Consider the following 25172-nt stretch of genomic DNA (forward strand, 5'->3'; position numbering starts at 1 on the left):
GAGGGCTGCCTGAAGGAACGAGGCGACCTCACGTCCATCGCGAGCAAGCTCGCTCCTACAGGGCGCCATGTGTAATTGAATAACAACAATAAAAGCTTGCTCAGAGATCGACTGCCATGGCCGCACCCGCATCGCCGTTGTCCCACGACGCCATCATCCAGGACTCCTGGTCCCGTTGCCGCGCGTTCGGCCTCAGTCATCAGAGCACGCCGGCATTCGACCAATTGCCGGCCGCAGGCATCGCGCAACTGCTGGAGAGCCAGCATTCACTGGTGCAAACCACCCATCAGGAAGTGCTGCCCTACTACGAGAACATCCTGAGCAACTCCAATTGCCTGATCATGCTCGCCGACCATCAGGGCCAGGTGCTCACGTCGTGGGGCACCCAGCGCTTTATCGAACCGAAACTGGCCCGGGGTTTCAGCGCCGGCGCCAGCTGGATGGAACGCTGCACCGGTACCAACGCCATTGGCACCGCCCTGGCCTGCGAGCAAGCGGTGCACATCGAGCACGACGAACATTTCCTCAAGGCCAACCGCTTCATGACCGGTTCCGCCGCGCCGATATTCGATACCGAGCGCAAGGTGATCGCGGTGCTGGACGTGTCCAGCGACAGCTACCTGCCGCCCTCCCACACTCTGGGCATGGTCAAGATGATGAGCCAGACCGTGGAAAACCGGTTGATCCTCAACCTGTTCCATGGCCAGCATTTCCAACTGACGTTCAACACCGGGCTGAATAACCTCGACAGTCAGTGGGCCGGATTGCTGATATTTGATGAAACCGGCCAGGTGCTGTCGGCCAACCGCCGGGCCGACAACCTGCTGGGCATCAGCCTGTCGCGGGTCAGTGTCGAAAGCCTGTTCAAGGTCTCGCTGCTGGAGTTGCTGAACCAACCCGAAGGCTTGCCCTTCTCGCTGCAGGCTTCCGGGCGCAACCGCTTCCAGTGTCTGCTGAAAAGACCCAAGCAGGTTCCGATTCAACCGCGAGTGTTCGCCGAACCTGCCGTGACTGCGCCAACACCGGCCGCGATCAGCCTCAACACCCTGCACTTCGGCGACAGCCGCGTGGAAAAAGCTGTGCGCCAGGCCGAGCGTTTGCTGGAAAAAGACATTCCGCTGTTAATCCACGGCGAGACTGGCGTCGGCAAGGAAGTTTTCGTCAAAGCCTTGCATCAGGCCAGCTCCCGCAGCAAACAGGCGTTTATTGCGGTGAACTGTGCAGCGATCCCCGCCGAATTGGTCGAGTCAGAGCTGTTCGGCTACGAGAAAGGCGCGTTCACCGGCGCCAACCAGAAAGGCAGCATCGGCCTGATCCGCAAGGCTGACAAAGGCACGCTGTTCCTCGATGAAATCGGCGATATGCCACTGCCAACCCAGGCACGACTGTTGCGGGTGTTGCAGGAGCGTTGCGTGCAGCCCGTGGGCAGCAGCGAGTTGTTTCCTGTGGACTTGCGCATCATTTCAGCGACCAATCGCTCGTTGCGCGAACAGGTACAACTGGGGCGGTTTCGTGAAGATCTGTATTACCGCATCGGCGGCCTGACCCTGGAACTGCCACCGTTAAGAGAGCGCAGTGATAAAGAGGCGTTGTTCAAACGCCTGTGGGAACAGCATCGCGAGCCAAGCCAATGGGCCGGACTGAGCCGCGAGGTATTGGAGCTGTTCGAGCGCCATCCGTGGCCGGGAAACCTGCGTCAGGTCAGCAGCGTGATGCAGGTGGCGTTGGCTATGGCCGAGGAACAACCGATAAGGCCGGAGCATTTGCCGGATGATTTTTTTGTCGATCTGGAGATGGAACCGGTGGAGTCGCAGGAGCCGTTGGCGGTTGATCTTGATGATGCCGAGGAGTTGAATCGGCAGCTGCAGGCGGTTGGGGGGAATATTTCCCATCTGGCGCGGCGGTTGGGGGTTAGTCGCAATACCCTTTACAAGCGGTTGCGCCAGACTGAATGACGAGTGAATCGCAGCGGTAATATTCGGCTTGAGACCATCGCGAGCAAGCTCGCTCCCACAGTGTCCGTGTCGAACACAAAATCTGCGCATACCACAGAACCTGTGGGAGCGAGCTTGCTCGCGATGGTGTCAGCCCTGTCAACACAAGCCTGGAGTCCAACCCCATAAACAAAAACCCGCACAAGGCGGGTTTTGTTTTCAAGCACTACAGCTGTCAGTCAGCCAGACGCCAGGTCGTGCCGCCCTTGCCGTCTTCCAGCACCACGCCCATGGCGGTGAGCTGGTCGCGGATGCGGTCGGATTCGGCCCAGTCCTTGCCAGCGCGTGCCGCCAGACGCGCGGCAATCAGCGCCTCGACTTCGGCTGCGTCCACGCGCCCTTCGGCGCCAGCCTGCAGGAAGTCATCGGCTTCGAGTTGCAACACACCCAACACGCTGGCCAGTTCTTTCAAACGGGCGGCCAGACCGGCCGCAGCGTTCAGGTCACTCTCACGCAGGCGGTTGATCTCGCGGACCATCTCGAACAGCACCGCACAGGCTTCCGGAGTACCGAAGTCGTCGTTCATCACCTGGGTGAAGCGCTCGACGAAGGCTTCGCCGCCCGCTGGCGCCACGTTCGGCAGGCCTTTCAACGCGTGGTAGAAACGCTCCAGAGCGCCTTTGGCGTCCTTGAGGTTGTCTTCCGAGTAGTTGATGGCGCTACGGTAGTGGCTCGACACCAGCAGGTAACGCACGACTTCCGGGTGGTACTTGTCGAGCACGTCGCGAATGGTGAAGAAGTTGTTCAAGGACTTGGACATCTTCTCGCCATTGATACGGATCATGCCGCAATGCATCCAGGCGTTGGCGTAGGTCTTGCCGGTGGCCGCTTCGCTCTGGGCAATTTCGTTTTCGTGGTGCGGGAACTCAAGGTCGCTGCCGCCGCCATGAATGTCGAATGTCTCGCCCAGGCAGCAGGTGGACATCACCGAGCACTCGATGTGCCAGCCCGGACGCCCGGCGCCCCACGGCGATTCCCAGCTCGGTTCGCCCGGTTTGGCGGCTTTCCACAAAACGAAGTCCAGCGGGTCCTGCTTGGACTCGTCGACTTCGATGCGTGCGCCGATGCGCAAGTCTTCGATCTTCTTGCGCGACAGCTTGCCGTAGCCCATGAACTTGCCGACGCGGTAGTACACGTCGCCATTGCCCGGGGCGTAGGCGTAGCCCTTGTCGATCAGGGTCTGGATCATCGCGTGCATGCCAGGGATGTGATCCGTGGCACGCGGCTCCATGTCCGGCTTCTTGATGTTCAGGCGCGCTTCATCTTCGTGCATCGCCGCGATCATGCGCTCGGTCAAGGCTTCGAACGACTCGCCGTTCTCGTTGGCCCGATTGATGATCTTGTCGTCGATGTCGGTGATGTTGCGCACGTAGGTCAGGTCATAGCCGCTGAAGCGCAACCAGCGCGTCACCAGGTCGAACGCGACCATGCTGCGGCCGTGGCCCAGGTGGCAATAGTCGTACACGGTCATGCCGCACACGTACATGCGCACCTTGTTGCCATCGAGCGGCTTGAAGACTTCTTTGCTCTTGGTGAGCGTGTTGTAGATCGTAAGCACGTTTATTCCTTGACGCTAAATCACTGGCCCCACGAATCACGCAGGGTCACGGTACGGTTGAATACCGGCTGACCTGGTTTCGAGTCCTTGAGATCGGCGACGAAGTAACCTTCGCGCTCGAACTGGAAACGGTCTTCCGGCTGTGCATTGCCCAGCGAAGGCTCGGCACGACAACCGGTGAGTACCTGCAGCGAATCAGGGTTGATGTTGTCCAGGAAACTGGCGCTGTCTTCGGCCTTCTCCGGGTTTGGAGAACGGAACAGACGATCGTACAGACGCACTTCGCACTCGACGCTGGCAGCGGCCGGCACCCAGTGGATCACGCCTTTGACCTTGCGACCTTCCGGGTTCTTGCCCAGGGTGTCCGGATCGTAGGAGCAGCGCAGTTCGACGATGTTGCCATCGGCGTCCTTGATCGCTTCGTCGGCGCGGATCACGTAGCTGCCACGCAGACGCACTTCACCGGCCGGCTCCAGGCGCTTGTAGCCCTTCGGCGGCTCTTCCATGAAGTCGTCACGGTCGATGTAGATTTCACGGGCGAACGGCAACGCGCGCACGCCCATGTCTTCTTTCGGGTGGCACGGCAGTTCGAGGTTTTCGACCTGGCCTTCCGGGTAGTTGGTGATCACGACTTTCAGCGGACGCAACACGCACATGGCGCGCGGGGCGCTGTGGTCGAGGTCGTCGCGGATGCTGAATTCGAGCATGCCGAAGTCGACCACGCCGTCGGAACGGTTGGTGCCGATCATTTCGCAAAAGTTGCGGATCGATTTAGGCGTGTAGCCACGGCGGCGGAAACCCGACAGCGTGGACATGCGCGGGTCGTCCCAGCCATTGACGTGCTTTTCATCGACCAGCTGCTTGAGCTTGCGCTTGCTGGTGATGGTGTAGTTCAGGTTCAGGCGGCTGAACTCGTACTGGCGCGGGTTGGCCGGTACCGGCAAGTGCTCGAGGAACCACTCGTACAGCGGACGGTGGCTTTCGAACTCCAGGGTGCAGATCGAATGGGTGATGCCTTCGATGGCGTCCGACTGACCGTGGGTGAAGTCGTAGTTGGGGTAGATGCACCACTTGTCACCGGTCTGGTGGTGGTGAGCGTGACGGATGCGATACATGATCGGGTCACGCAGGTTCATGTTCGGCGAGGCCATGTCGATCTTGGCCCGCAGCACCCGTGCGCCGTCCTTGAACTCGCCGGCTTTCATGCGGGCGAACAGGTCCAGGTTCTCTTCGACGCTGCGGTCGCGGAACGGGCTGTTCTTGCCCGGCTCGGTCAGGCTGCCGCGGTATTCCTTGGCTTGTTCCGGGGTCAGGTCGTCGACGTAGGCATTGCCGGACTTGATCAACTCCACCGCCCAGTCATGCAACTGGTCGAAATACTGCGAGGCGTAGCGCACTTCACCGGACCATTCGAAGCCCAGCCATTTGACGTCGCTTTCGATCGCGTCGATGTATTCCTGGTCTTCCTTGGCCGGGTTGGTGTCGTCGAAACGCAGGTGCGTGACGCCGCCGAACTCCTGGGCCAGGCCGAAGTTCACACAGATCGACTTGGCGTGGCCGATGTGCAGGTAGCCGTTGGGTTCAGGCGGAAAACGGGTGACGATCTGCGTGTGCTTGCCCGAGTCCAGGTCTGCCTGGATGATCGGCCGCAGGAAGTTGACCGGCACGGCAGGGCCGGTCTTGGCATTCGAGGTAGGGTCGACAGTGGGCTTGCTCATAGGATCCTTGAACGTACAAGTGCGTGGCCGTAATGAAGGCCGGACAAAACAAAGCCGCTATCATAGCCGATGCCGTCAAGTACCTGACAGAGCGCACTCTGTAAACCGTCGCATTTAATAGGCCGTAAATGAAAAAACAGCCTCGAAATTCGCGTCTGGCACGCTAAACTGCGCACCTTGGCCAAAAAGGCTGAACCGGTGGCGGGACGCGATGTTCCAACACCACGAATTCCTCTAGTGAGTAACGATCATGACCCAAGTCAAACTGACTACCAACTTCGGTGACATCGTCCTCGAACTGAACGCCGACAAAGCCCCGATCACCGTGGCCAACTTCGTTGAGTACGTTAAAGCCGGTCACTACGAAAACACCGTTTTCCACCGTGTCATCGGTAACTTCATGATCCAGGGCGGCGGTTTCGAGCCAGGCATGAAAGAAAAGAAAGACAAGCGTCCAAGCATCCAGAACGAAGCCGACAACGGTCTTTCCAACGACAAATACACCGTCGCCATGGCCCGCACCATGGAGCCGCATTCGGCTTCCGCACAGTTCTTCATCAACGTGGCGGACAACAGCTTCCTGAACCACAGCGGCAAGAACGTTCAGGGCTGGGGCTACGCGGTATTCGGTAAAGTGACCGCCGGCACCGACGTTGTCGACAAGATCAAAGGCGTGGCCACCACTTCCAAGTCCGGCCACCAGGACGTACCGGCAGACGACGTGATCATCGAGAAAGCCGAGATCATTGAGTGATATTGCTGATTTCAGATTTACATCTGGAAGAGGAGCGCCCGGACATTACCCGGGCGTTTCTGGATTTGCTCGCCGGACGCGCCCGCTCGGCGAGTGCGTTGTACATTCTGGGCGACTTCTTCGAGGTGTGGATTGGCGACGACGCCATGACACCCTTCCAGCGTTCCATCTGCCAGGCCCTGCGCGAATTGAGCGACAGCGGCACGGCCATTTTCCTGATGCACGGCAATCGCGACTTCATGTTGGGCAAGGCCTTCTGCAAAGCAGCCGGCTGCACCTTGTTGAAGGATCCGAGTGTCGTGCAGTTCAACGGCGAGCCGGTGCTGCTGATGCACGGCGACAGCCTCTGTACCCGCGACGAAGCCTATATGAAGCTGCGTCGCTACCTGCGCAACCCGATCACCCTGTTCATCCTGCGGCATCTGCCGCTGCGCACCCGGCACAAGCTGGCGCGCAAACTGCGCAGTGAAAGCCGTGCGCAAACGCGGATGAAGGCCAATGACATCGTCGATGTCACGCCCGAAGAGATTCCGCGGATCATGCAGGAATTCGGCGTGAAGACCTTGATCCACGGGCACACCCACCGCCCCGCGATTCACAAGTTGCAGCTTGGCGAGCAAGCGGCCCGGCGCATTGTGCTGGGGGATTGGGATCGTCAAGGGTGGGCATTGCAGGTGGATGAGCAAGGGTTTGCGCTGGCGCCGTTTGATTTCACTCCGCCACCGCAACTGGCAGCACCCGCGAACTGAAGGCTGTAGGAGATCCCTGTGGGAGCGAGCTTGCTCGCGATAGCGGATTAACATCCAACATCTTTGTTGACTGATCCACCGCTATCGCGAGCAAGCTCGCTCCCACATGGATTCCACTGTGTTTGTCAGTGCCCCGTGGAAGCCTCTGGCCCGGCCTTCGCCGTAAACGGCGGCTTTGCCAGCCAGACAATCAGTATCAACCCCACGAACATCCAGCCCAGCAAGGTGAAGTAGTCCACCGTGGACATGATGTACGCCTGGCTGATCACCATCTGGTCCAGCTGCGTATAGGCCTTGGCCCCTGCCCCGCCCAGGTGGGTCAGCGCTTCGCGGGTCGCCGGATCGAAGGGGGTGATGCTTTCGGTCAGGTAGGCGTGGTGCTGGTCCGCCCGACGAATCCAGATCCAGGTGGTCAACGACGCCGCGAAACTGCCGCCCAAGGTCCGCAAGAACGTCGCCAGCCCCGAACCGTCGGCAATCTGGTTCGGTGGCAGGTCCGAGAGCAGGATGGTCAGGGTCGGCATGAAGAACAGCGCTACGCCGATCCCCATGAACAACTGCACCATGGCGATGTGCTGGAAGTCCACTTCATTGGTGAAGCCTGCGCGCATGAAACAGCTCAGGCCGATGGCCAGGAATGCCCCGCCCGCCAGCAGGCGCATGTCGAATTTCGGTGCGTACTTGCCGACAAACGGCGCCAGCAGCACCGGCAGGATCCCCAGCGGGGCCACGGCAAAACCGGCCCAGGTCGCGGTATAACCCAGCCGCGTTTGCAGCCACTGCGGCAAAATCAGGTTGATCCCGAAGAACCCGGCATAGCCCAGGATCAGCACGATGGTGCCGTAGCGGAAATTGCGATGGGCGAACAGGCGCAGGTTGACCACCGGGTGTTCGTCAGTCATTTCCCAGATCACGAAGAACGCCAGGGCCACCACCGAAATCACCGAGCCGATCACGATGAAGCTGGATTCGAACCAATCGGCATCATTGCCCTTGTCGAGCACGATCTGCAGAGCCCCGACGCCAATGATCAGCGCGATCAGACCGACGTAATCCATCGGTTGGCGGCTGGTGACCACCGGGCGCTTTTTCATCTGCTGGGTGACCACCCATGCCGCGAACAGGCCGATCGGCACGTTGATGAAGAAAATCCACGGCCAGCTGTAGCTGTCGGTGATCCAGCCGCCGAGGATCGGCCCGGCAATCGGCGCGACCACCGTGACCATCGCCAGTAGCGCTAGCGCCAGCCCCCGTTTCGCCGGGGGGTAAACCGCAATCAGCAGGGTCTGGGTCATCGGGTACAGTGGCCCGGCCACTACCCCTTGCAGCACCCGGAAGCCCACCAGCTCCGGCATCGAGGTGGAAATCCCGCACAGGAACGAAGCCAGTACGAACAGCAGTGTCGCCCAGACAAACAGCTTCACCTCGCCGAAACGCCGACTGAGCCAACCGGTCAGCGGCAAGGCGATGGCGTTGCTCACGGCGAACGAGGTGATGACCCAGGTGCCCTGCTCCGAACTCACGCCCAGGTTGCCGGAAATCGTCGGCAGCGCCACGTTGGCGATGGTGGTGTCGAGCACTTGCATGAAGGTCGCCAGCGACAGGCCGATGGTGCTGAGCAACAGGCTGGGCGGTGTGAAAGACGCGTTATTGCTCATCGCAAATCCTTTGAAACTCGGCTAGCGCCGCTAACCCTGTGGGAGCGAGCTTGCTCGCGATAGCGTTGGTTCAGTCGACATTGATGTTGAATGTCAGTCCGCTATCGCGAGCAAGCTCGCTCCCACAGGGTCGATGTGATGGCATATCAGCGTTGTGCGGTCTTGCTGACCGCGGCGCTGTTGTCGTGGATCAACTGGGTGATCATCGCGTCGGCCTCGGTCAGCTGACGGTCATAGACGCTGGTGCTGAACGAAGCCTTCTGCGGCGGCTGTTGCGCCAGCACCGGCCCGCTCTGGTCGTGCAGGTCCACATCGACCATGGTCGACAGGCCGACCCGCAGCGGATGTTTGGCCAGCTCCTCGGCGTTGACGTGGACTCGCACCGGCACGCGCTGCACGATCTTGATCCAGTTGCCGGTGGCGTTTTGCGCTGGCAGCAAGGCAAACGCACTGCCGGTCCCGGCGCCGAGGCTGTCGATGGTGCCGCTGTATTTGACGCTGCTGCCATACAGGTCCGTCTCGATCTGCACCGGTTGGCCGATGCGCATGTCACGCAACTGGGTTTCCTTGAAGTTGGCGTCGATCCACAGCTGATCCAGGGGAATCACCGCCATCAGCGCGGTACCCGGTTGCACGCGCTGGCCAAGTTGTACAGAACGCTTGGCCACGTAACCGGTCACCGGCGCAATCAAGGTGCTGCGGGCGTTGTTCAGGTAGGCCTGGCGCAGTTGCGCGGCGGCGGCCATCACATCCGGGTGCGATGAAACCACGGTGTCATCGACCAGCGCGCTGGTGGTCTTGAGCTTTTGTTCGGCATTGGCCAGGGCGTTTTGCGCCGAGGTCAGGTCGTCACGGGCGTGGGACAGCTCTTCCTGGGAAATCGCCCCGCCGGCGGCGAGGTTCTTGCGGCGGCTGAAGTTGTCCTGGGCCTTTTGCACTTCGGCTTTCTGGGCGTTGACCTGGGCCTTCATGCCGTCCACATCGCTATACAAGCCACGCACCTGACGCACGGTACGCGCCAGATTGGCCTGGGCATTTTGCAGACCGATTTCGGCGTCGTTCGGGTCGAAGTTCACCAGCACCTGGCCTTCGTGCACCAGATCGCCATCATCGGCGCCGATGCTGACCACGGTGCCGGTGACCAGCGGCGTGATTTCCACCACGTTGCCGTTCACATAGGCGTCGTCGGTGCTTTCGCTCCAGCGCCCGTAGAACTCGTGGTAGGCCCAGACACCCGCGCAACCGAGCACGACGACGGCAGCCAGGACCAGCAGCATGAACTTGCGCTTGCCCGAATTGGGGTTGCCCTGGGTGTTTTCAGGAGGTTGAGTTGTATCGGCAGTGGCCATGACAAGTACCTTGAATTAGTGGGTCAGCGTGGCTGGCGCGGTGTTGGCCGAGGCGATGGCCTCAGGCTGGAAACCGCCGCCCAGCGCCTGCATCAGTTGGATCGACAGGTCAATCTGCTCGGCATTCAGGTTGGCCAGCTGGCGCTGGGCCTGGAGCAATTGCTGCTCGATGCTGAGCACGTCCAGGTAGTTGCCGATGCCGGAACCGTAACGCTGGACCACGGTGTTGTAGGAATCCTGGGCGATGTCGGTGGCGTGCTGCTGGGCGGCGATCTGCCGGCCGATGTCACGCAGCTGGTTGACGCTGTCACTGACATCCCCCAGCGCCTTGACCAGGCTTTTGTTGTACTGCGCCACGGCGAGGTCGTAATCGGCGTCGCGGGAATCGAGGTCGGCGCGCAAGCGGCCACCGTCGAAGATCGGCACAGAGATCGTCGGTGCAATGTTGAAGAAGCGGCTGGCCGAACCAAACATCGCATCGCCCAGCAAGGATTCGGCACCGGCGGCGGCGCTGAGGTTCAGGTTGGGATAGAACCGGGTCTTGCCGGCGTCGATGCTTTTGCTCGCCGCTTCGACCCGCCAGCGCGCGGCCACCAGGTCCGGGCGACGCCCCAGCAACTCGGCCGGCAGCACCGAAGGTAGCGCTACCGCACTCGACTGAAGAATGTTCGGGCGGGCAATTTCATTGCCGCGGTCCGGGCCTTTGCCGAGCAGAACGGCCAGGGCAATTTTCGCGCTGTTCAAGCGTTTTTCGGCGTCGATCAGGTTGGCCCGGGAAGTGGCTTCCAGGCTTTCGGTCTGCTGGAACTGGTACTGGCTGTCAATCCCGGCAGTCAGGCGCCGCTGGCTGAGGTCGAGCATTTGCCGGGTGCGCTTGAGGTCTTCGTTGGACAGGTCGTAGACGATGTGCGCCTGACCGAGATCGCTATAGGCCCGGGCGACATCGGCGGCCAGCGTCAGTTGCGCAGCCTGCTGGTCGACTTCGGCGGCGCGAGCCTGGCCGAGGGCCGCTTCCCAGGCATCGCGTTGACCGCCCCACAGGTCGAAGTCGTAGTTGAAACCGGTGCTGATGTTGCGAACGGTGGCGTAAGCGTCACCCTGCCCGAGCGGGTCCTGGTCCCGGGCCAGGCGCGAGCGGCTGATACCAGCGCTGGCATCCAGGGTCGGCATCCGCGCAGCGTCGGCGGCGTAGGCTGCGGCGCTGGCCTGATGGGCACGGGCATCGGCGATCTGCATGTCCGGGCTGTCGCGCAGGGCCTCGCGGATCAGGTCATCGAGTTGCGGGTCGCCGAGGCTTTTCCACCAGTCGCTTTTTGGCCAGGCCGCGGGGGACAACGTCACACCGCTGAGAGATTGCCCCGCCTTGAGGGTCTTCGCGTCGAGGCTGACGCCTTCGGTTTTCAGGCCGCTGTAACTGGCGCAACCGGCGACGCTCATGGCCAACAGCACCAGGCTCAAGCCGGTACGCAAGGGGTTACTGCTCATTTGTCACCTACCCGCAGCAGGGTGATCGCGTCACCGGCTGCCACCAAAATTTTCTTCAGGATCAACTCCAGGGTTTTCAGTTCTTCCGGAGTGATGGCACCGGCCAGTTCATTCATGGCTTCGGCGCCGATATGCGGCAACCGCCCGGCGAGCTTCTGCCCTTCTTCCGTGAGCACAAGCTGCACCTGGCGGCGATCTGCCTCGGAGCGTTGGCGGGCAAGGAAACCTTTCTGTTCCAGACGATCGAGCATGCGCGTCATCGAGCCGCTGTCCAGGGACAGGTGCCGGCACAACTCGCCCGGCGAATCGACGCCGTACTGGGCGATGATGATCAACACCTTGAACTGCGCGGCGGTGATGCCGTGGGGTTCCATGTGGGTGTCGATGATCCGGTCCTTGAGCAGCGCGGCACGCCCGAGCAACAGGCCGAGATGGCAATTCTGGAAATCTTCCGGGGAGAAATGTTTCATCTGACCACCAATTAGCTGCCTAGGCAGTGAATGTATGTCAAGATGTTACTGCCTAGGCAGCGAATGTCAACGCAATAGTTAGCATGCTTGGTAAATAGCTGATCAATGGCGTCGGAATTTGTTGCGGCCACACTGACGCCATCGCGAGCAAGCTCGCTCCCAAAGGGATCGCACTGGACCTTGTAGGAGCGAGCCTGCTCGCGATGGGGGCGACTCGGTTTTAACGAAAACGCAGGCCTAGAAATCCCGCTTGTAGAAGATGTCCAGCGAACTGGCCACGCCGCCGGCGGCTTCGAGGTAGACCCTCTTGCTCAGCTTGTAGCGCAGGGCAATGGTGTTGGCCGGTTCGAACACGCCGACGCCATAGCGCAGGCTGAGCTTCTCGGAAATATTGCCGCTGGCCACCACACTGGTGGCATCGCCACTGCCCTGGGTGTCCAGCTGGAAGTCCTGGATGCCCAGGTTCTTGGCGATGCCGCTGGTCACCCCGGAGCTACCCATCAAGCCCAACCCGAGGGCCGCCTGGGCGAGCATGTTGTTGTCTTCGCCATTGCTGCTCAGCGGACGCCCGAGCACCAGATAGGACAGGGCCTGCTCCTGGCTCATGGCCGGTTCGGAAAAGATCTGCGTGGTCGGCTGCTCGGCGCTGCCACTCAAACGAATGCCGGCGATGATGTCGTCGGTCTTGCGAATGGCTTCGATGTCCAGGTACGGCTGATCGATGGGACCTGCGAACAGCAAGCGTGCCCGGCGCACCGATAGCCGCTGGCCGTAGGCGCGATATCGCCCATCGTTGAGCCACAGCTCGCCACGGGTGTCCATGTTGTCGCCGATGTGCACATGCCCCTGCACATTCGCGGTCAGGCCAAATCCTGCAAAGCTCAGCTTGTCCTCACCGACCAGCACTTCGATGTCCATTTTCATTGCCAGCGGCGGCTTGCCCTCCTCGGTCTGCTGACCGACGATCACCGTGTCATCGGAGACCTTGACCGTCGATGGCGGCAATTCACGAATGGTGATGTCGCCCCTGGGCACCAGCACTTTGCCGGCGATGGCCAACTCATCGCCCTTCATCGAGATTTTCAGGTCAGGCGCGACTTCCAGCTTGGCGTAAGGCTCGACGGTGACTGGCAACTGCGAACCCTTGAGCGCCAGATCCACCACCAGCGCCTGGCCCCACGCGACGTTGCCGTTCAGGCTGCCATGCCCGGCCTTGCCGCTGTCCCAGCCACCGTTCAGTTGCACGCTTTCACCGGCGATGAGCGCCTGGAGGTGCAGATTTTTCAGCTCCATTGGTAATTCAGGACCGGAGATCTGACCGTCGCTGAGTTGCAGGCTGCCATTGACCTGCGGTGCCAGCAGCCCACCGGAAATCGTGCCGCTGCCATTCAAGCGCCCGGTCAGTTTCTCGACCATCGGCACGAACGGTCGCGCCACCGACAGGTCCAGCCCGCTCAAGCGGAACGAGCCGCTCAACGGTTTGTTCTTCGGCAACGGATTGAGCTGCGCCTGCACCATCAGCTCGCCGAGTTTGCCACCGACGAAGTTGAGCTCGGTGTCGATGCGCTTGGGCGTGAGTTTGCTGGTGAGTTTCAGGGTCTGGTACGGGAAGTCCAGCCACTGATCCTTGTCCTTGATGCGCAACGTGCCGCCGCCGGCATCGACGCTGACCTGGCCGTTCGGGCCACTGGCCGGCAGGTCCAGTTGCAGGTCGGCGTTGAGCCGGCCCTGCCAGGCGAAATCCTTCGGCAACCACTGCGCGAGGCTGTCGATCGGGAATTGCTTGAGGTGATAACGCAGCTTCGGCTCGGGCATCAGGCGCGCGTCTTCACCGCAGAGGCTGGCCTGGCCGGAGGCCCAGCAATGGGCGCCAAAGGTGATTTTGCCGTCCGCCAGACGTTCGAGTTTCGCTGGCCCTTGCAGCTTCCAGTCCTGGCCACCGGCCTGGATATCACCGCTGGCCAGGCGTCCGCGCCAATTGCCTTTGTCCAGCGCACCGTCCAGACCCAGCGCCAGTTTCAGCTTCGGCCCTTGCAGATCGAGGTTCAGCTTCTGGTTCTTGATATCGCCCTGGCCGCTGGCGGTCAGGGTTCCCAGTGAAGTGTCACCGGCCCGGATGCCGCTGCCCTTGAGGTCGACTTTCGCCCGTTGCGCACTGTCCAGCGTGGCGTCCAGGTTCAGGCTTTGCAGGCGATTGTCCTGGAAAGCCAGTTGCGAACCTTGCAGGTCAAGCTTGCCTTGGGGCGCCTTGAGTGTGCCGGCGACATCCACGCGGCCATTGAGCTGGCCCCGCAGTTGCGGCCAGAGCTGGGCCAGGCGCGGCAACTTGAGATCGATCTGGCCGGCGAGTTTCTGTTGCAGGCTGCCTTTGCCGCTGATGCTGTTGTCGCCGAGGCGAACTTGCAGGGTATTGAGGTTCCATTGCTCGCCACGGCCATCGGCCTTGGCCTGGATCACCGCCGGCTGACCGCGCAGTTTGCCCTTGAGGTCCAGGTCGGCGTTGAGGCTGAGCACCTCGTTCTTCATCTCGCCCGTGCTGCGCAACGGCCCGGCCAGTGTGCCCGGCAGCTCCGCGACCCAGTACGCCGGGTTGATCGCCGACAGGTCCAGCGCGGTGTCCCAGGCAATGCCGTCGGCAAATTGCAGGTTCAGGTGCCCTTCAGCCTTGCCCTGCCCGGCCTGGAGTTGAATCTGTTGCAGGTAGATTTTCGTCAGGTCGCCCGCGAAAGGGCTGGCCAGGGTGAAGGCGCCGGCCGGACCATCCGCCGCCGCGGCGAAATGCCCGAGGTACTTGCCGTCGGTGTAAGAGACTTCGCCGGTGAACGTGCGAAGCGCTACCTGCGGTTCGTCGATGAGCGGATAGAGCCTGTGCCACGGGAAATCCAGCCAGTCGATCTTCGCCTCGGCGCTCAAGCCCTTGCTCCAATCCAGCTGTCCGGTGAGCTTGAGGCTTTGCTTGTCGTTGGCGGTCAGGTCCAGCGCGGCGATCTGCGCGCCCTTGGCGTCGACCTTGCCTTGCAGCGCCAGGGTGACGGGCCCTTGCTCGGCGGGCAGCGTGGCTTTGCCGAGCAGCGCGTAGCCGTTCTTCAAGTCGCCTGCCCCCGTGAGTTCAAGCTGATTGAGTTGCAGGGTGTCCGGCAGATCGGCACTGGGCTTGAAGCCATCGGCGGTGATCCGCACCTTGGCCGGCAGGTTTTCCACCAGCGGTTGCAGTTCGCCGGTCAGTTGCCCGTTGAGGTAACCGCTGCTGTCGGCTTTCAGGTTCAGGGTCTTGAGCAGGTCGCCGTCGACTTTCAGCGCCAGCGCCAGCGGCTCAGGCGTCGACAACAGGGTCACCTTGCCGGAGGCGCTGAGGGGCCAGTTGCCGGAGGGCTGCAACAGGCCGGACAGGTTCAGGCTCAGGTCATCGCGCTGCAACGACACCGCGTCGATCTTCAAACCGGCCGTCGTCCAGTGCGCCGCCAGTTGCAAGCCCTTGAGTTCTTCGCTGCCGTTGAACAACAGGCTGCCGACCTTGATCTCCCCCAGTTCGAGGGCCAACGGTAACTTCAGCTCCGGGAGCGTGATCGGGCCGCTTTCTGGCTCTTCGGCACCCGGCGGGAACGTCAGGCTGACCTGATCGGCCTGCAATTGCTCGATGCACAGGGTCATGCGGGTCAGGCACAACGGCGACCAGGCGAAAATCACCTTGCTCAGTTCAACCCGGTTGCTGTCCTGCTGCCATAGCACCCGGTCGGCACTCCACTGCCCGCCCAGCCGGCCCTGGAAGTTTTCCAGGGTCAAGCCCGGCACGAAACCCAATGCCCAGCGGCTGCCCGTCGCCGTGCCCAGCACCGTGGCCAGCGTCAGGACAACCACTGCCACCAGCGCCACCATCGTCAGCAGTGTTGCTTTCAAACCACGCTTCACAGCTCAGGCCCCATGGAAAAGTGCAGTCGAATACCGCCATCGTCGTCCAGCGCATGGGCCAGGTCGAGGCGGATCGGCCCCACCGGCGATACCCAGCGCACGCCGATACCGACGCCGGTCTTGAGGTTCGGCAGTTCGAGCGTGTTGAAGGAGTTGCCCTGATCGACAAAGGTCGCGATCCGCCATTTTTCCGCGATGGAATACTGATACTCCGCGCTGGCGGCGACCATGTAGCGGCCACCGATGCGGTCGCCGTCGGAGTTTTCCGGGGACAGGCTCTGATAGTCGTAGCCACGCACGCTCTGGTCGCCACCGGCGAAGAAGCGCAGCGATGGCGGCACCGATTTGAAACCGTTGGTGGCACTGCCGCCGACCTGCACCCGCCCGAGGAGGCGGTGTTTATCGAACACCGTGGTCAGGCCTTTGACCAATGCCGTGCCGTAGAGCACGTTGCTGTCGGAACCCAGACCTTCCTTGGCCACTTTGGATTCGAATTGCAGGCGGTAACCGTTGTGCGGGTCGATGCGGTTGTCGCTTTTGAGGTACGAATAGCTCACACCGGGCATCAGCAAGGTACTGAGTCCCGAGTCGTCGCCCAGTTGGTAATCCTCGCGCTGCCACTTCAGCGATACCACCCGTTGCCAGCCGCTGGGCAGTTTGCTGTGCCACTCGGGGCCGAGGGTCAGCAGCTTGCTGTGGCTGTCCTTATCGGCGATTTCTTCATTCTGGTAGCCACCGGCAAAACGCAGTTTGTCGGTCAGTGGCGGGTCCAGCGGAATGTCGTAGAACAGCCCGACGTTTTGCCGAGGTGCCGAGACTTCGGTTTCCCAGCCATAACTGTGCCCTTGCGCGTTGACCCAGTGCCGGGTCCAGTTGGCCTTGGCCCGCGGGCCGACGTCGGTGGAGAAACCCAGGCCCAGGCCCATGGTCCGCGGCTTGCGGGTTTCGAGCTTGACGTCCACCGGGATCGCCTCGTCCCTGGACGCCGTGGGTGCCGCGTCCACGCGCACGCCTTCGAAGTAGCCGCTCGATTGCAGGTTCTGGTTGAGTTCGGCGATCAGTTCCGAGTCATACGGCGTGCCGGTCTTGAACGGCACCATGCGTTGCAGCAACTCGTCATCGAACGGCGTATCGCCCTCGAAACTGACCTTGCCCAAGGTATAGCGCGGACCGCTTTCATAGATCAATTCGATATCGGCGACGCCGGCACGGGGGTCGACCGACAGTTTTGAACGGGTGAAACGGCCGCTGAAAAAGCCATAACGCGAAGCCTGATTCTGGATCAGGCGCTTGGCGTCCTCGTAATGCCCATGGTTGAGCACGGCGCCGGGCTTGAGCGCGTCGCTTTTGGGAATTCGAAAGGACTTGAGGGAGGCTGCCGGACCGTCGACACGTACCGTGACGTTGCGCAAGTGCACCGGCTCGCCGGGGTCGACCGTCAACACCAGGCGCGGCTTTTCGCCGCCCTTCACTTCACTGTCGATGTGCGGCTGATAATAGCCCAAGGCCTGGGCGGCCTTGCGCGCCTGTTCTTCGGCGCCACGGCTGAAGCGCAGCAACGCTTCTTCATCGCGATCGCCGAGGCTGCCGATATAGCCTTCGATATTGGCTTTCAGCTCGTCATTGGACGGTTTGATCCGTACATCCAATTCGCTTTGTGCCAGCGCTGCGCAGCTGGTCATCAGCATCAGCACACCGCTGGTAATTCTTCCTGGAAACTTCATAGGCGCGGATGCTATCACGAGCATGGATCATGAACATGGAAGCGTGATAGAGCCTGACATGCAAAGAAAGTTCGCCGTTCAAGCGGTTGCAGTATGTAACACCTGGGGATTTGGGTGAAAAAACACGTGCTCGCGAATCGGTCCTACGGCAACTTCACCGATTTCCTGATAGCCCTGGCGCTTATAGAACTCCAGGTAGCGAGGGTTCCCTGTATCGAGGATCACGCCCTGTGAATTTTCATCCACTGCGCACCAGTTGTGCACGGCTTGCAATAGTTGTTCACCGAAATGTTTTCCCTGGAACTGCGGATGAACCCCCAGCAACGGCAGGACGTGCACCGAGTCGTTTGGCACACAGGCTTCCACGGCAGCGTGATACTCGAGGTAGCGACGGGTGCAGCGAAATCCCGTACTGAGCACCATGCGCAGGCGCCAGGCCCAACTTTCGGTGACGCCGAGGCGACGTTGCGGCGGTGCGATCAGGGCGATACCGATCAGGCGGTCGTTGACCAGCAGGCCGATGGCCGGCAGGTCCTGAAAAAAGTGCTGGGTCACCAACTCGCGCACGGTGGCGCGAACCCGCTGTTCGTAGCCGGGGCGCTCGGCTTCGAACAGATAACCGAAGGTCGGCTCGTGTCGATAAGCCTGGTACAGCAACGAACGCGCTTCGCGGCCGTAGCCGCTGTCGAGCATGTGAATATCGGCGATGGCGGTCGAGGTTTCGGGCATGACGGTTGATCTCCCCGGCACAGCTCGGGTGGCTGCGCTCTTGTTGTTACGAGCCTGTTGGCGCTGACACAGTTCCTTACAGATCCGCAATCAGTGTAGGCAATGAAACCGCCTTTGCTTTTGTGGGAGCGAGCTTGCTCGCGATGAGGCCATCACTATCGACGCAAAGCTGACAGGCAAAACCGAATCCCCTCACCCCACACTGGCCCGATTCCCACATGTCAGCTAGCATCGCCCTTTTGCCAGGACTGCCGACCATGAAGATCGTCTCCTTCAACATCAACGGGCTGCGCGCCCGTCCCCATCAGCTGGCGGCGCTGATCGAAAAGCACCAGCCCGATGTGATCGGCTTGCAGGAAACCAAGGTCCACGACGAACAGTTCCCGCTGGCCGAGGTGCAGGCCCTGGGTTATCACGTGTACTTCCACGGGCAAAAAGGCCATTACGGCGTCGCCCTGCTCTCGCGCCAGGAGCCGCTGGCCCTGCATAAAGGTTTCGCCACCGACGAAGAAGACGCCCAACGACGCTTCATTTGGGGCACCTTCGCCGACGCCAACGGCGTGCCGGTGACCATCATGAACGGTTATTTCCCACAGGGCGAAAGCCGCGACCACCCGACCAAGTTCCCGGCCAAGCAGCGTTTCTACGGCGATTTGCAGCAATTACTGGAAAGCCAGTTCAAGAACGACCAGCCGCTGGTGGTGATGGGCGATGTGAACATTTCCCCGGAAGACTGCGACATCGGCATCGGCCCGGACAACATGAAGCGCTGGCTGAAAACCGGCAAGTGCAGCTTCCTGCCGGAAGAGCGCGAGTGGATGGCCCGCCTGAAAAACTGGGGCCTGGTCGACAGTTTCCGTCACTTGAACCCGGACGTGACCGACACCTTCAGCTGGTTCGACTATCGCAGCCGTGGCTTCGAAGACGAGCCCAAACGTGGCCTGCGCATCGACCTGATCCTCGCCTCCCACGGCCTGTTGCCACGGGTGAAGGCCGCCGGTGTGGACTATGAACTGCGAGGCATGGAAAAACCTTCGGACCATGCGCCGATCTGGCTTGAGTTGAGCTGATTCAGGACCAACCACAATCCCCTGTGGGAGCGAGCTTGCTCGCGATAGTAGTCTTACATTCAACATCGATATTGAATGTAAAGGCCCCATCGCGAGCAAGCTCGCTCCCACAGGGGACCACCACTGCAATTTGTCATTTTTCGGAAACCTTACTGACTTAATCTCCCGACACCTCCTTTGGCTTTATATGGTGCCGGCATGATGCTGCGCGTGTTGTTCCTGTTGATGCTGTGCACGGGCTTGCCGCAGGCGGCCTCGGCCGGCGACTTGCCGACACCCGAACACGGCCCGGCGCTGCGGATTCAGGGTTCCAACACCATCGGTGCGGCATTGGGGCCGGCACTGGTCGAGGGTCTGTTGAGTGAACAGGGCCTGCGCAAGATCCGCCGTGAAACCCCGGACACCGCCAACGAACTGCGCATCGTCGGCGAAACCGTTCAGGGCCGTCGGGTCGTGGTGGAGGTAGCGGCCCATGGCTCCAGCACCGGTTTCACTGCACTCAAAGCAGCCAGCGCCGATCTGGCCGCCTCGTCGCGCCCGATCAAGGACAGCGAACTGGCCAGCCTGCAATCGCTCGGTGACCTGAAAAGCCCGAGCGCCGAACAGGTCATTGCCATCGATGGCCTGGCGATCATCCTTCATCCGGACAATCCGCTGAACCAACTCGACACCGTGCAACTGGCGCGCATTTTCAGTGGCGAGGTGAAGAGCTGGGAAGACATTGGCGGTCGCGGCGGGCCGATTCATCTGTATGCACGGGATGATCAGTCCGGGACCTACGACACCTTCAAGGAACTGGTCCTCAGCGGCCACGGGAAAACCCTCGGCAGTGCGGCGAAGCGCTTCGAGTCCAGCGAACAACTGTCCGATGCGGTCAGCGCTGACCCGCATGGCATCGGTTTCATCGGTTTGCCCTACGTGCGCCAGGCTAAAGCCGTGGCCATTGTCGACGGTCAATCGCAAGCCATGCCGCCGCTCAACAGCCTGATTGCCACGGAAGATTATCCGCTGTCCCGTCGGCTGTTCTTCTATCTGCCACCCAACGGGAAAAATCCCTGGGCCAACGCCCTGGTGGCGTTTGCCCAAAGCACTAAGGGTCAGGCCATTGTGGCCGCCAACGGTTTTATTGCCCAAACCGTCCAGGCCATGGCCGTTACCCCCAATGCGTTGATGCCAGAGGGTTATCAGGCGCTAAGCAGACATGCTCAACGGTTGTCGGTGAACTTCCGTTTCGAGGAAGGCAGCGCCACCCTGGACAACAAGGCCCGACAAGACCTGTGGCGGGTGCTCGACTATATAAGGCAGCACGACAAAACGGCTGGGCAAGTGACGCTGGTGGGGTTTGGCGATGCCAAGAGCGACCCGGCGCGCGCCGATCTGTTGTCGAAGCTGCGGGCCATGGCGGTACGGCGGGAGTTGGTGAAGAGCGGCGTGGTGTTTCGCGAGATTCGCGGATTCGGTGCCGAAATGCCGGTGGCGGCTAATAGCGCCGATGAGGGAAGGATCAAGAATCGGCGGGTTGAGGTTTGGGTGTATTGAACTGAAATGCGAACAAATGTGGCGAGGGGGCTTGCCCCCTCGCCACAAATACTCACGGCCCACAAATTCTTTGCGGTCTTATTGCCCGCTACGCATCATCTCTTTCGGCACATATTTGCCGATTTCGAACTTGCCGATTGCCGCACGGTGCACTTCGTCCGGGCCGTCGGCCAGGCGCAGGGTGCGTTGCATTGCATACATGTAGGCCAGCGGGAAATCGTTGGAAACCCCTGCCCCGCCATGGATCTGGATCGCCCGGTCGATCACCCGCAATGCCACGTTTGGCGCGACGACCTTGATCTGCGCGATCTCGCTTTTCGCCACTTTGTTGCCGACGGTGTCCATCATGTACGCCGCTTTCAACGTCAGCAGGCGTGCCATGTCGATTTCCATCCGCGAGTCGGCGATCTTGTCGATGTTGCCGCCCAGGCGTGCCAGAGGCTTGCCGAACGCTGTGCGGTTCACCGAGCGCTTGCACATCAGCTCCAGGGCGCGCTCGGCCATGCCGATCGAACGCATGCAATGGTGAATCCGGCCAGGGCCAAGGCGACCTTGAGCAATTTCGAAGCCGCGCCCTTCGCCCAGCAGGACGTTTTCGTAGGGCACCCGCACGTTTTCGAAATGCACTTCGGCGTGCCCATGAGGTGCATCGTCGTAACCGAACACCGGTAGTGGACGCACGATCTTCACACCGGGCGCATCCACCGGCACCAGAATCATCGAGTGCTGGGCGTGACGTGGCGCGTCCGGATTGCTCAGCCCCATGAAAATCAGGATTTTGCAGCGCGGGTCGCAAGCACCCGAGGTCCACCATTTCTTGCCGTTGATCACCCACTCGTCGCCATCGCGCACGGCACGGGCGGCCATGTTGGTGGCGTCGGAGGACGCGACATCCGGTTCGGTCATGGCGAACGCCGAGCGGATCTCGCCCCGCAGCAGCGGTTCGAGCCAACGTTGTTTCTGCTCTTCGTTGGCGTAGCGCACCAGCACTTCCATGTTGCCGGTGTCCGGTGCCGAGCAGTTGAACGGTTCTGGCCCCAGCAGCGAGCGGCCCATGATTTCCGCCAGTGGCGCGTATTCGAGGTTGGTCAGGCCGGCACCCAGTTCGGACTCAGGCAGAAACAAATTCCACAGGCCTTCGGCCTTGGCCTTGAGTTTGAGTTCTTCCATGATCGCCGTCGGCTGCCAGCGATCGCCCTCGGCGACCTGGCGCTCGAACACGGCTTCGGCGGGATAGACGTAGGTGTCCATGAACGCTGTTACGCGCTCACGCAGTTCCTGAACCTTGGGCGAATAAGCGAAATCCATGAGCGAGATACCTTCTTGGGGGAGGTTGTTTTAGGTCATGTATCGATGCTAGAACAGCGTTGATAATTTACCTAGCCTATTCTCGGCGTGTATAAACATTCATCACCGATATATGATCGACTGATCGTCACGGTCAGCCCGCCCACACAATAAGAGAGCCGCGTAATGAATCTGAGCAAGGTCGATCTCAACCTTTTCATCGTCTTCGACGCGATCTACACCGAAGCCAACCTGACCCGCGCCGGGCAGATTGTGGGCATTACCCAGCCAGCGGTGTCGAACGCTCTGGCCCGGTTGCGCGAGACCTTCAACGACCCGTTGTTCGTGCGCACCGCCCAGGGCATGGTGCCCACGCCCATGGCACAGAACATCATCGGCCCGGTGCGCAACGCGCTCTCGCTGCTGCGCGTGTCGGTGCAGGAAAGCCGCATTTTCAACCCGCAGCAAGCGGTCAAGACCTATCGCATCAGCATGACCGACCTGACCGAAGCGGTGATCCTGCCGCCGCTGTTCCAGCGCCTGCGCCGCCTGGCACCGGCGGTGATCATCGAAAGCTTCCTGTCCAAACGTCGCGAAACCACCAAGGAACTGGCCGCCGGTCGCCTCGACTTCGCGGTGGATGCGCCGCTCAACACCGACCCGCAGGTGCGTCACGTCAAGTTGATGGAGGACCGCTACGTGTGCGCCATGCGCAAGGGGCATCCGCTGGCGGGCAAGGAAAAACTCACACTGGACGATTACCTGAGCCTGACCCACATCCATATTTCCAGTCGTCGCAGCGGCCTCGGCTATGTCGACCTGGCGCTGGGCAAGATGGGCATCCAGCGCAAGATCGCCCTGCGCTCCCAGCATTACCTGATGGCCTCGCAAGTGTTGCAGCAGACCGACATGGTCATGACCGTACCGGAACGCTTCGCCCGTCGTAACGATTTGCACGCCTTTTATCTGCCGGTCAACGATGTACCGCCGGTGGAAACCCACCTCTACTGGCACGAAAGCACTGACCAGGACCCGGCGAACCGTTGGATGCGCGAGCAGATGATCGAGTTGTGCCAGCAGGTGACGGCGCAGGAGAAAAAGCTCGAGAAGGTGTAGGGCTTGATACCGAGGTGCCCCCATCGCGAGCAAGCTCGCTCCCACAGTAGGTATCCAGTGAACACAATACTTGTGTCCGACACAGATCCCTGTGGGAGCGAGCTTGCTCGCGATGAGGCCCTTCTCCACACCGGAAAGACCTGCCCCTTGACGTAAACGTCAACCTGCCATTAGCTTAGCGCCATGACCTTTTGCGAGCGCGTCCATGAGCAGCCAGACCTACAGCATTTCCGATCTCGCCCGCGAGCTCGACATCACCACCCGTGCCATTCGCTTTTATGAAGAGCAAGGCCTGCTCAGCCCCGAGCGCCGTGGCCAGGAACGCATTTACTCGCCCCGCGACAAGGTCAGCCTGAAGCTGATCCTGCGGGGCAAGCGCATCGGTTTCTCCCTGGCTGAATGCCGCGAGCTGATCGAGCTCTACGATCCGTCCAGCGGTAACACCAAACAGTTGCACAGCATGCTGGCGAAAATCAGTGAGCGCCGGGAGCAGCTTGAACAGCAAATGCTGGACATCGAACAGATGAAACTGGAACTCGATACCGCCGAAGAGCGCTGCGTGCAGGCGCTGGAGCAGACGCTCAAAAGCCAGGAAGTCATTCAGTAAACCCGACCCCTTGTAGGAGCGAGCCTGCTCGCGATGGTCGTTAACGATAACCCGTGTTTGCTGGATAAACACGGTGCCTGGGAGCCCATCGCGAGCAGGCTCGCTCCTACAGGGTTCTCCGAACAATCAGCACAGGTCGAACCCCATGCCCCTCCCCACCCACGTACGCATTGTCGAAGTCGGTCCACGCGACGGCCTGCAAAATGAAGCCCAACCCATCAGTGTTACCGATAAGGTGCAACTGGTCGACGCACTGACCGCAGCCGGGCTCGGCTATATCGAAGTCGGCAGTTTCGTTTCGCCCAAGTGGGTGCCGCAGATGGCCGGTTCTGCCGAGGTCTTCGCGCAGATCCAGCGCAAACCGGGCGTGGTCTACGGCGCGCTCGCCCCCAACCTGCGCGGTTTCGAAGATGCCCTCGCCGCCGGGGTCAAGGAAGTGGCCGTGTTCGCGGCGGCGTCCGAAGCGTTTTCCCGGCGCAACATCAATTGCTCGATCAGCGAAAGCCTGGAGCGTTTCGGGCCGATCATGGACGCCGCCAGACAACATGGGGTGACTGTGCGCGGGTATGTGTCCTGCGTGCTGGGCTGCCCCTATGAAGGTCATGTCGCCCCGGAGCAGGTCGCCCTGGTCGCCCGCGAGCTGTATGCCATGGGCTGCTATGAGGTCTCGCTGGGGGACACCATCGGCACCGGCACCGCTGGCGCAACCCGCAAGATGTTTGAAGTGGTATCGAAGGAGGTGCCCCGGGAGAAACTCGCCGGGCACTTCCACGACACCTACGGTCAGGCTGTGGCCAACATCTACGCCAGCTTGCTGGAAGGCATCTCGGTGTTCGACAGCTCCATCGCAGGTCTCGGCGGCTGCCCCTACGCCAAGGGTGCCAGCGGTAACGTCGCCACCGAAGACGTGGTTTACCTGCTCAACGGCCTGGGCATCGACACCGGAATCGACCTCGACGCCTTGATGCTCGCCGGCCAGCAGATTTGCACGGTGTTGGGTCGCCCTACCGGCTCCCGCGTGGCCAAGGCCCGCAGCGCACAGTGAGTGCGCTGAGTGTGTCCGGGTGTTACCGCACGGACTCAAACGTGGGCGCAAGCGAGTAACACGGAAACAACATGTAGGGTTTTGCCTGAGGCGCAAAACCCTACAAATTTTCAAACCATTGATTTTAAAGGCTTTTATAAAGTTGGCACGCCTCCTGCTCTATCTATCGCATAACAAGAATAAAAAAATTGCAGCAAACCTAATAAAAACAAGACGTAACGACTCTGACATAACAAAAACAACACGGCAGAGACGCAGCTAACAGATTTTTTTGGAGAAGATGTGCTTTTCAGGGTGCTTTTCGGAGTTACCCGCAACCGGGCAGAGAATAATAAAACTACCTTCAGGTAGCTCCCGAACTGGTTGGATCGCTTAGCGAGAAAGTAGATCAGCGCTCAAAAAAATACGTTT

General features: G+C 60.9%; 18 protein-coding genes. 8 read left to right on the forward strand and 10 right to left on the reverse strand.

Annotated elements, in window-relative coordinates:
• Positions 1 to 116: 116 nt before the first annotated feature.
• A complete protein-coding gene (locus AC1RS8_RS17215) occupies positions 117 to 1955 on the forward strand; it encodes a sigma-54-dependent Fis family transcriptional regulator (RefSeq protein ID WP_218496193.1) in 1839 nt (612 codons plus the stop codon).
• Between the two features lie 214 nt (positions 1956 to 2169).
• Here AC1RS8_RS17215 and cysS read toward each other — a convergent pair whose 3' ends face one another.
• Positions 2170 to 3552: a cysteine--tRNA ligase gene (cysS, locus tag AC1RS8_RS17220; protein WP_007970481.1), complete on the reverse strand. Its 1383-nt coding sequence runs from the start codon at positions 3550 to 3552 to the stop codon at positions 2170 to 2172.
• 20 nt (positions 3553 to 3572) lie between these two features.
• Positions 3573 to 5270 (reverse strand): glutamine--tRNA ligase/YqeY domain fusion protein, encoded by a 1698-nt coding sequence (locus AC1RS8_RS17225; RefSeq protein WP_150812606.1) that lies wholly within the window; start codon positions 5268 to 5270, stop codon positions 3573 to 3575.
• Positions 5271 to 5520: 250 nt separating this feature from the next.
• Here AC1RS8_RS17225 and AC1RS8_RS17230 point away from each other — a divergent pair, with 250 nt between their 5' ends.
• Entirely contained in the window at positions 5521 to 6024 is a 504-nt protein-coding gene (locus AC1RS8_RS17230; RefSeq protein WP_008053603.1) for a peptidylprolyl isomerase, read from the forward strand.
• Positions 6021 to 6773 carry a UDP-2,3-diacylglucosamine diphosphatase gene (gene lpxH / locus AC1RS8_RS17235; protein WP_090456633.1) on the forward strand — a complete coding sequence of 251 codons (753 nt, stop codon included), beginning with the start codon at positions 6021 to 6023 and terminating at the stop codon, positions 6771 to 6773. The genes AC1RS8_RS17230 and lpxH overlap by 4 nt, the downstream gene beginning before the upstream one ends.
• 125 nt (positions 6774 to 6898) lie before the next feature.
• Here lpxH and AC1RS8_RS17240 read toward each other — a convergent pair whose 3' ends face one another.
• From AC1RS8_RS17240 to AC1RS8_RS17270, 7 genes are all read right to left on the reverse strand, one after another.
• Complete coding sequence (locus AC1RS8_RS17240; protein ID WP_489338875.1) at positions 6899 to 8431, reverse strand: DHA2 family efflux MFS transporter permease subunit; 1533 nt, start codon at positions 8429 to 8431, stop codon at positions 6899 to 6901.
• A 146-nt stretch (positions 8432 to 8577) separates the two neighbouring features.
• Complete coding sequence (locus AC1RS8_RS17245; protein ID WP_489338876.1) at positions 8578 to 9780, reverse strand: EmrA/EmrK family multidrug efflux transporter periplasmic adaptor subunit; 1203 nt, start codon at positions 9778 to 9780, stop codon at positions 8578 to 8580.
• A gap of 15 nt (positions 9781 to 9795) precedes the next feature.
• A complete protein-coding gene (locus tag AC1RS8_RS17250; protein ID WP_489338877.1) occupies positions 9796 to 11265 on the reverse strand; it encodes an efflux transporter outer membrane subunit in 1470 nt (489 codons plus the stop codon).
• A complete protein-coding gene (locus AC1RS8_RS17255; RefSeq protein WP_090456640.1) occupies positions 11262 to 11735 on the reverse strand; it encodes a MarR family winged helix-turn-helix transcriptional regulator in 474 nt (157 codons plus the stop codon). Before AC1RS8_RS17255 ends, AC1RS8_RS17250 begins: the two co-directional genes overlap by 4 nt.
• Positions 11736 to 11972: 237 nt before the next feature.
• Positions 11973 to 15644 (reverse strand): translocation/assembly module TamB domain-containing protein, encoded by a 3672-nt coding sequence (locus tag AC1RS8_RS17260; protein ID WP_489338878.1) that lies wholly within the window; start codon positions 15642 to 15644, stop codon positions 11973 to 11975.
• Entirely contained in the window at positions 15641 to 17368 is a 1728-nt protein-coding gene (locus tag AC1RS8_RS17265) for an autotransporter assembly complex protein TamA (RefSeq protein ID WP_489338879.1), read from the reverse strand. Before AC1RS8_RS17265 ends, AC1RS8_RS17260 begins: the two co-directional genes overlap by 4 nt.
• A gap of 78 nt (positions 17369 to 17446) precedes the next feature.
• Entirely contained in the window at positions 17447 to 18097 is a 651-nt protein-coding gene (locus AC1RS8_RS17270) for a GNAT family N-acetyltransferase (RefSeq protein ID WP_090456646.1), read from the reverse strand.
• Positions 18098 to 18354: 257 nt separating this feature from the next.
• Here AC1RS8_RS17270 and xthA point away from each other — a divergent pair, with 257 nt between their 5' ends.
• Positions 18355 to 19167: an exodeoxyribonuclease III gene (xthA, locus tag AC1RS8_RS17275; RefSeq protein WP_057714133.1), complete on the forward strand. Its 813-nt coding sequence runs from the start codon at positions 18355 to 18357 to the stop codon at positions 19165 to 19167.
• Positions 19168 to 19365: 198 nt separating this feature from the next.
• A complete protein-coding gene (locus AC1RS8_RS17280) occupies positions 19366 to 20706 on the forward strand; it encodes a phosphate ABC transporter substrate-binding/OmpA family protein (protein WP_407515639.1) in 1341 nt (446 codons plus the stop codon).
• A gap of 78 nt (positions 20707 to 20784) precedes the next feature.
• Here AC1RS8_RS17280 and AC1RS8_RS17285 read toward each other — a convergent pair whose 3' ends face one another.
• A complete protein-coding gene (locus AC1RS8_RS17285) occupies positions 20785 to 22014 on the reverse strand; it encodes an acyl-CoA dehydrogenase (protein ID WP_057714131.1) in 1230 nt (409 codons plus the stop codon).
• Positions 22015 to 22179: 165 nt separating this feature from the next.
• Between AC1RS8_RS17285 and AC1RS8_RS17290 the strand changes: the two genes are divergently transcribed.
• The 3 genes from AC1RS8_RS17290 (at position 22180) to AC1RS8_RS17300 (ending at position 24761) form a co-directional block, all read left to right on the forward strand.
• Positions 22180 to 23109, forward strand: a complete 930-nt coding sequence (locus AC1RS8_RS17290) for a LysR family transcriptional regulator (protein ID WP_090456650.1) — start codon at positions 22180 to 22182, stop codon at positions 23107 to 23109.
• A 205-nt stretch (positions 23110 to 23314) separates the two neighbouring features.
• Positions 23315 to 23716, forward strand: coding sequence for a MerR family transcriptional regulator (locus AC1RS8_RS17295; protein ID WP_057714129.1), 402 nt, complete (start codon positions 23315 to 23317; stop codon positions 23714 to 23716).
• A 145-nt stretch (positions 23717 to 23861) separates the two neighbouring features.
• Positions 23862 to 24761: a hydroxymethylglutaryl-CoA lyase gene (locus AC1RS8_RS17300; RefSeq protein ID WP_090456652.1), complete on the forward strand. Its 900-nt coding sequence runs from the start codon at positions 23862 to 23864 to the stop codon at positions 24759 to 24761.
• The last annotated feature ends 411 nt before the right edge of the window (positions 24762 to 25172 follow it).

The organism is Pseudomonas sp. GW821-FHT12A04 (genome assembly GCF_058807755.1).

Coding starts and splice junctions, on each gene's coding strand:
- AC1RS8_RS17225 (WP_150812606.1), bottom strand. CDS start 5,270: ATGAGCAAGCCCACTGTCGACCCTACCTCGAATGCCAAGACCGGCCCT.
- AC1RS8_RS17295 (WP_057714129.1), top strand. CDS start 23,315: ATGAGCAGCCAGACCTACAGCATTTCCGATCTCGCCCGCGAGCTCGAC.
- AC1RS8_RS17230 (WP_008053603.1), top strand. CDS start 5,521: ATGACCCAAGTCAAACTGACTACCAACTTCGGTGACATCGTCCTCGAA.
- AC1RS8_RS17280 (WP_407515639.1), top strand. CDS start 19,366: ATGATGCTGCGCGTGTTGTTCCTGTTGATGCTGTGCACGGGCTTGCCG.
- AC1RS8_RS17290 (WP_090456650.1), top strand. CDS start 22,180: ATGAATCTGAGCAAGGTCGATCTCAACCTTTTCATCGTCTTCGACGCG.
- AC1RS8_RS17215 (WP_218496193.1), top strand. CDS start 117: ATGGCCGCACCCGCATCGCCGTTGTCCCACGACGCCATCATCCAGGAC.
- AC1RS8_RS17245 (WP_489338876.1), bottom strand. CDS start 9,780: ATGGCCACTGCCGATACAACTCAACCTCCTGAAAACACCCAGGGCAAC.
- AC1RS8_RS17285 (WP_057714131.1), bottom strand. CDS start 22,014: ATGGATTTCGCTTATTCGCCCAAGGTTCAGGAACTGCGTGAGCGCGTA.
- AC1RS8_RS17240 (WP_489338875.1), bottom strand. CDS start 8,431: ATGAGCAATAACGCGTCTTTCACACCGCCCAGCCTGTTGCTCAGCACC.
- AC1RS8_RS17270 (WP_090456646.1), bottom strand. CDS start 18,097: ATGCCCGAAACCTCGACCGCCATCGCCGATATTCACATGCTCGACAGC.
- AC1RS8_RS17255 (WP_090456640.1), bottom strand. CDS start 11,735: ATGAAACATTTCTCCCCGGAAGATTTCCAGAATTGCCATCTCGGCCTG.
- AC1RS8_RS17250 (WP_489338877.1), bottom strand. CDS start 11,265: ATGAGCAGTAACCCCTTGCGTACCGGCTTGAGCCTGGTGCTGTTGGCC.
- xthA (WP_057714133.1), top strand. CDS start 18,355: ATGAAGATCGTCTCCTTCAACATCAACGGGCTGCGCGCCCGTCCCCAT.
- AC1RS8_RS17300 (WP_090456652.1), top strand. CDS start 23,862: ATGCCCCTCCCCACCCACGTACGCATTGTCGAAGTCGGTCCACGCGAC.
- AC1RS8_RS17265 (WP_489338879.1), bottom strand. CDS start 17,368: ATGAAGTTTCCAGGAAGAATTACCAGCGGTGTGCTGATGCTGATGACC.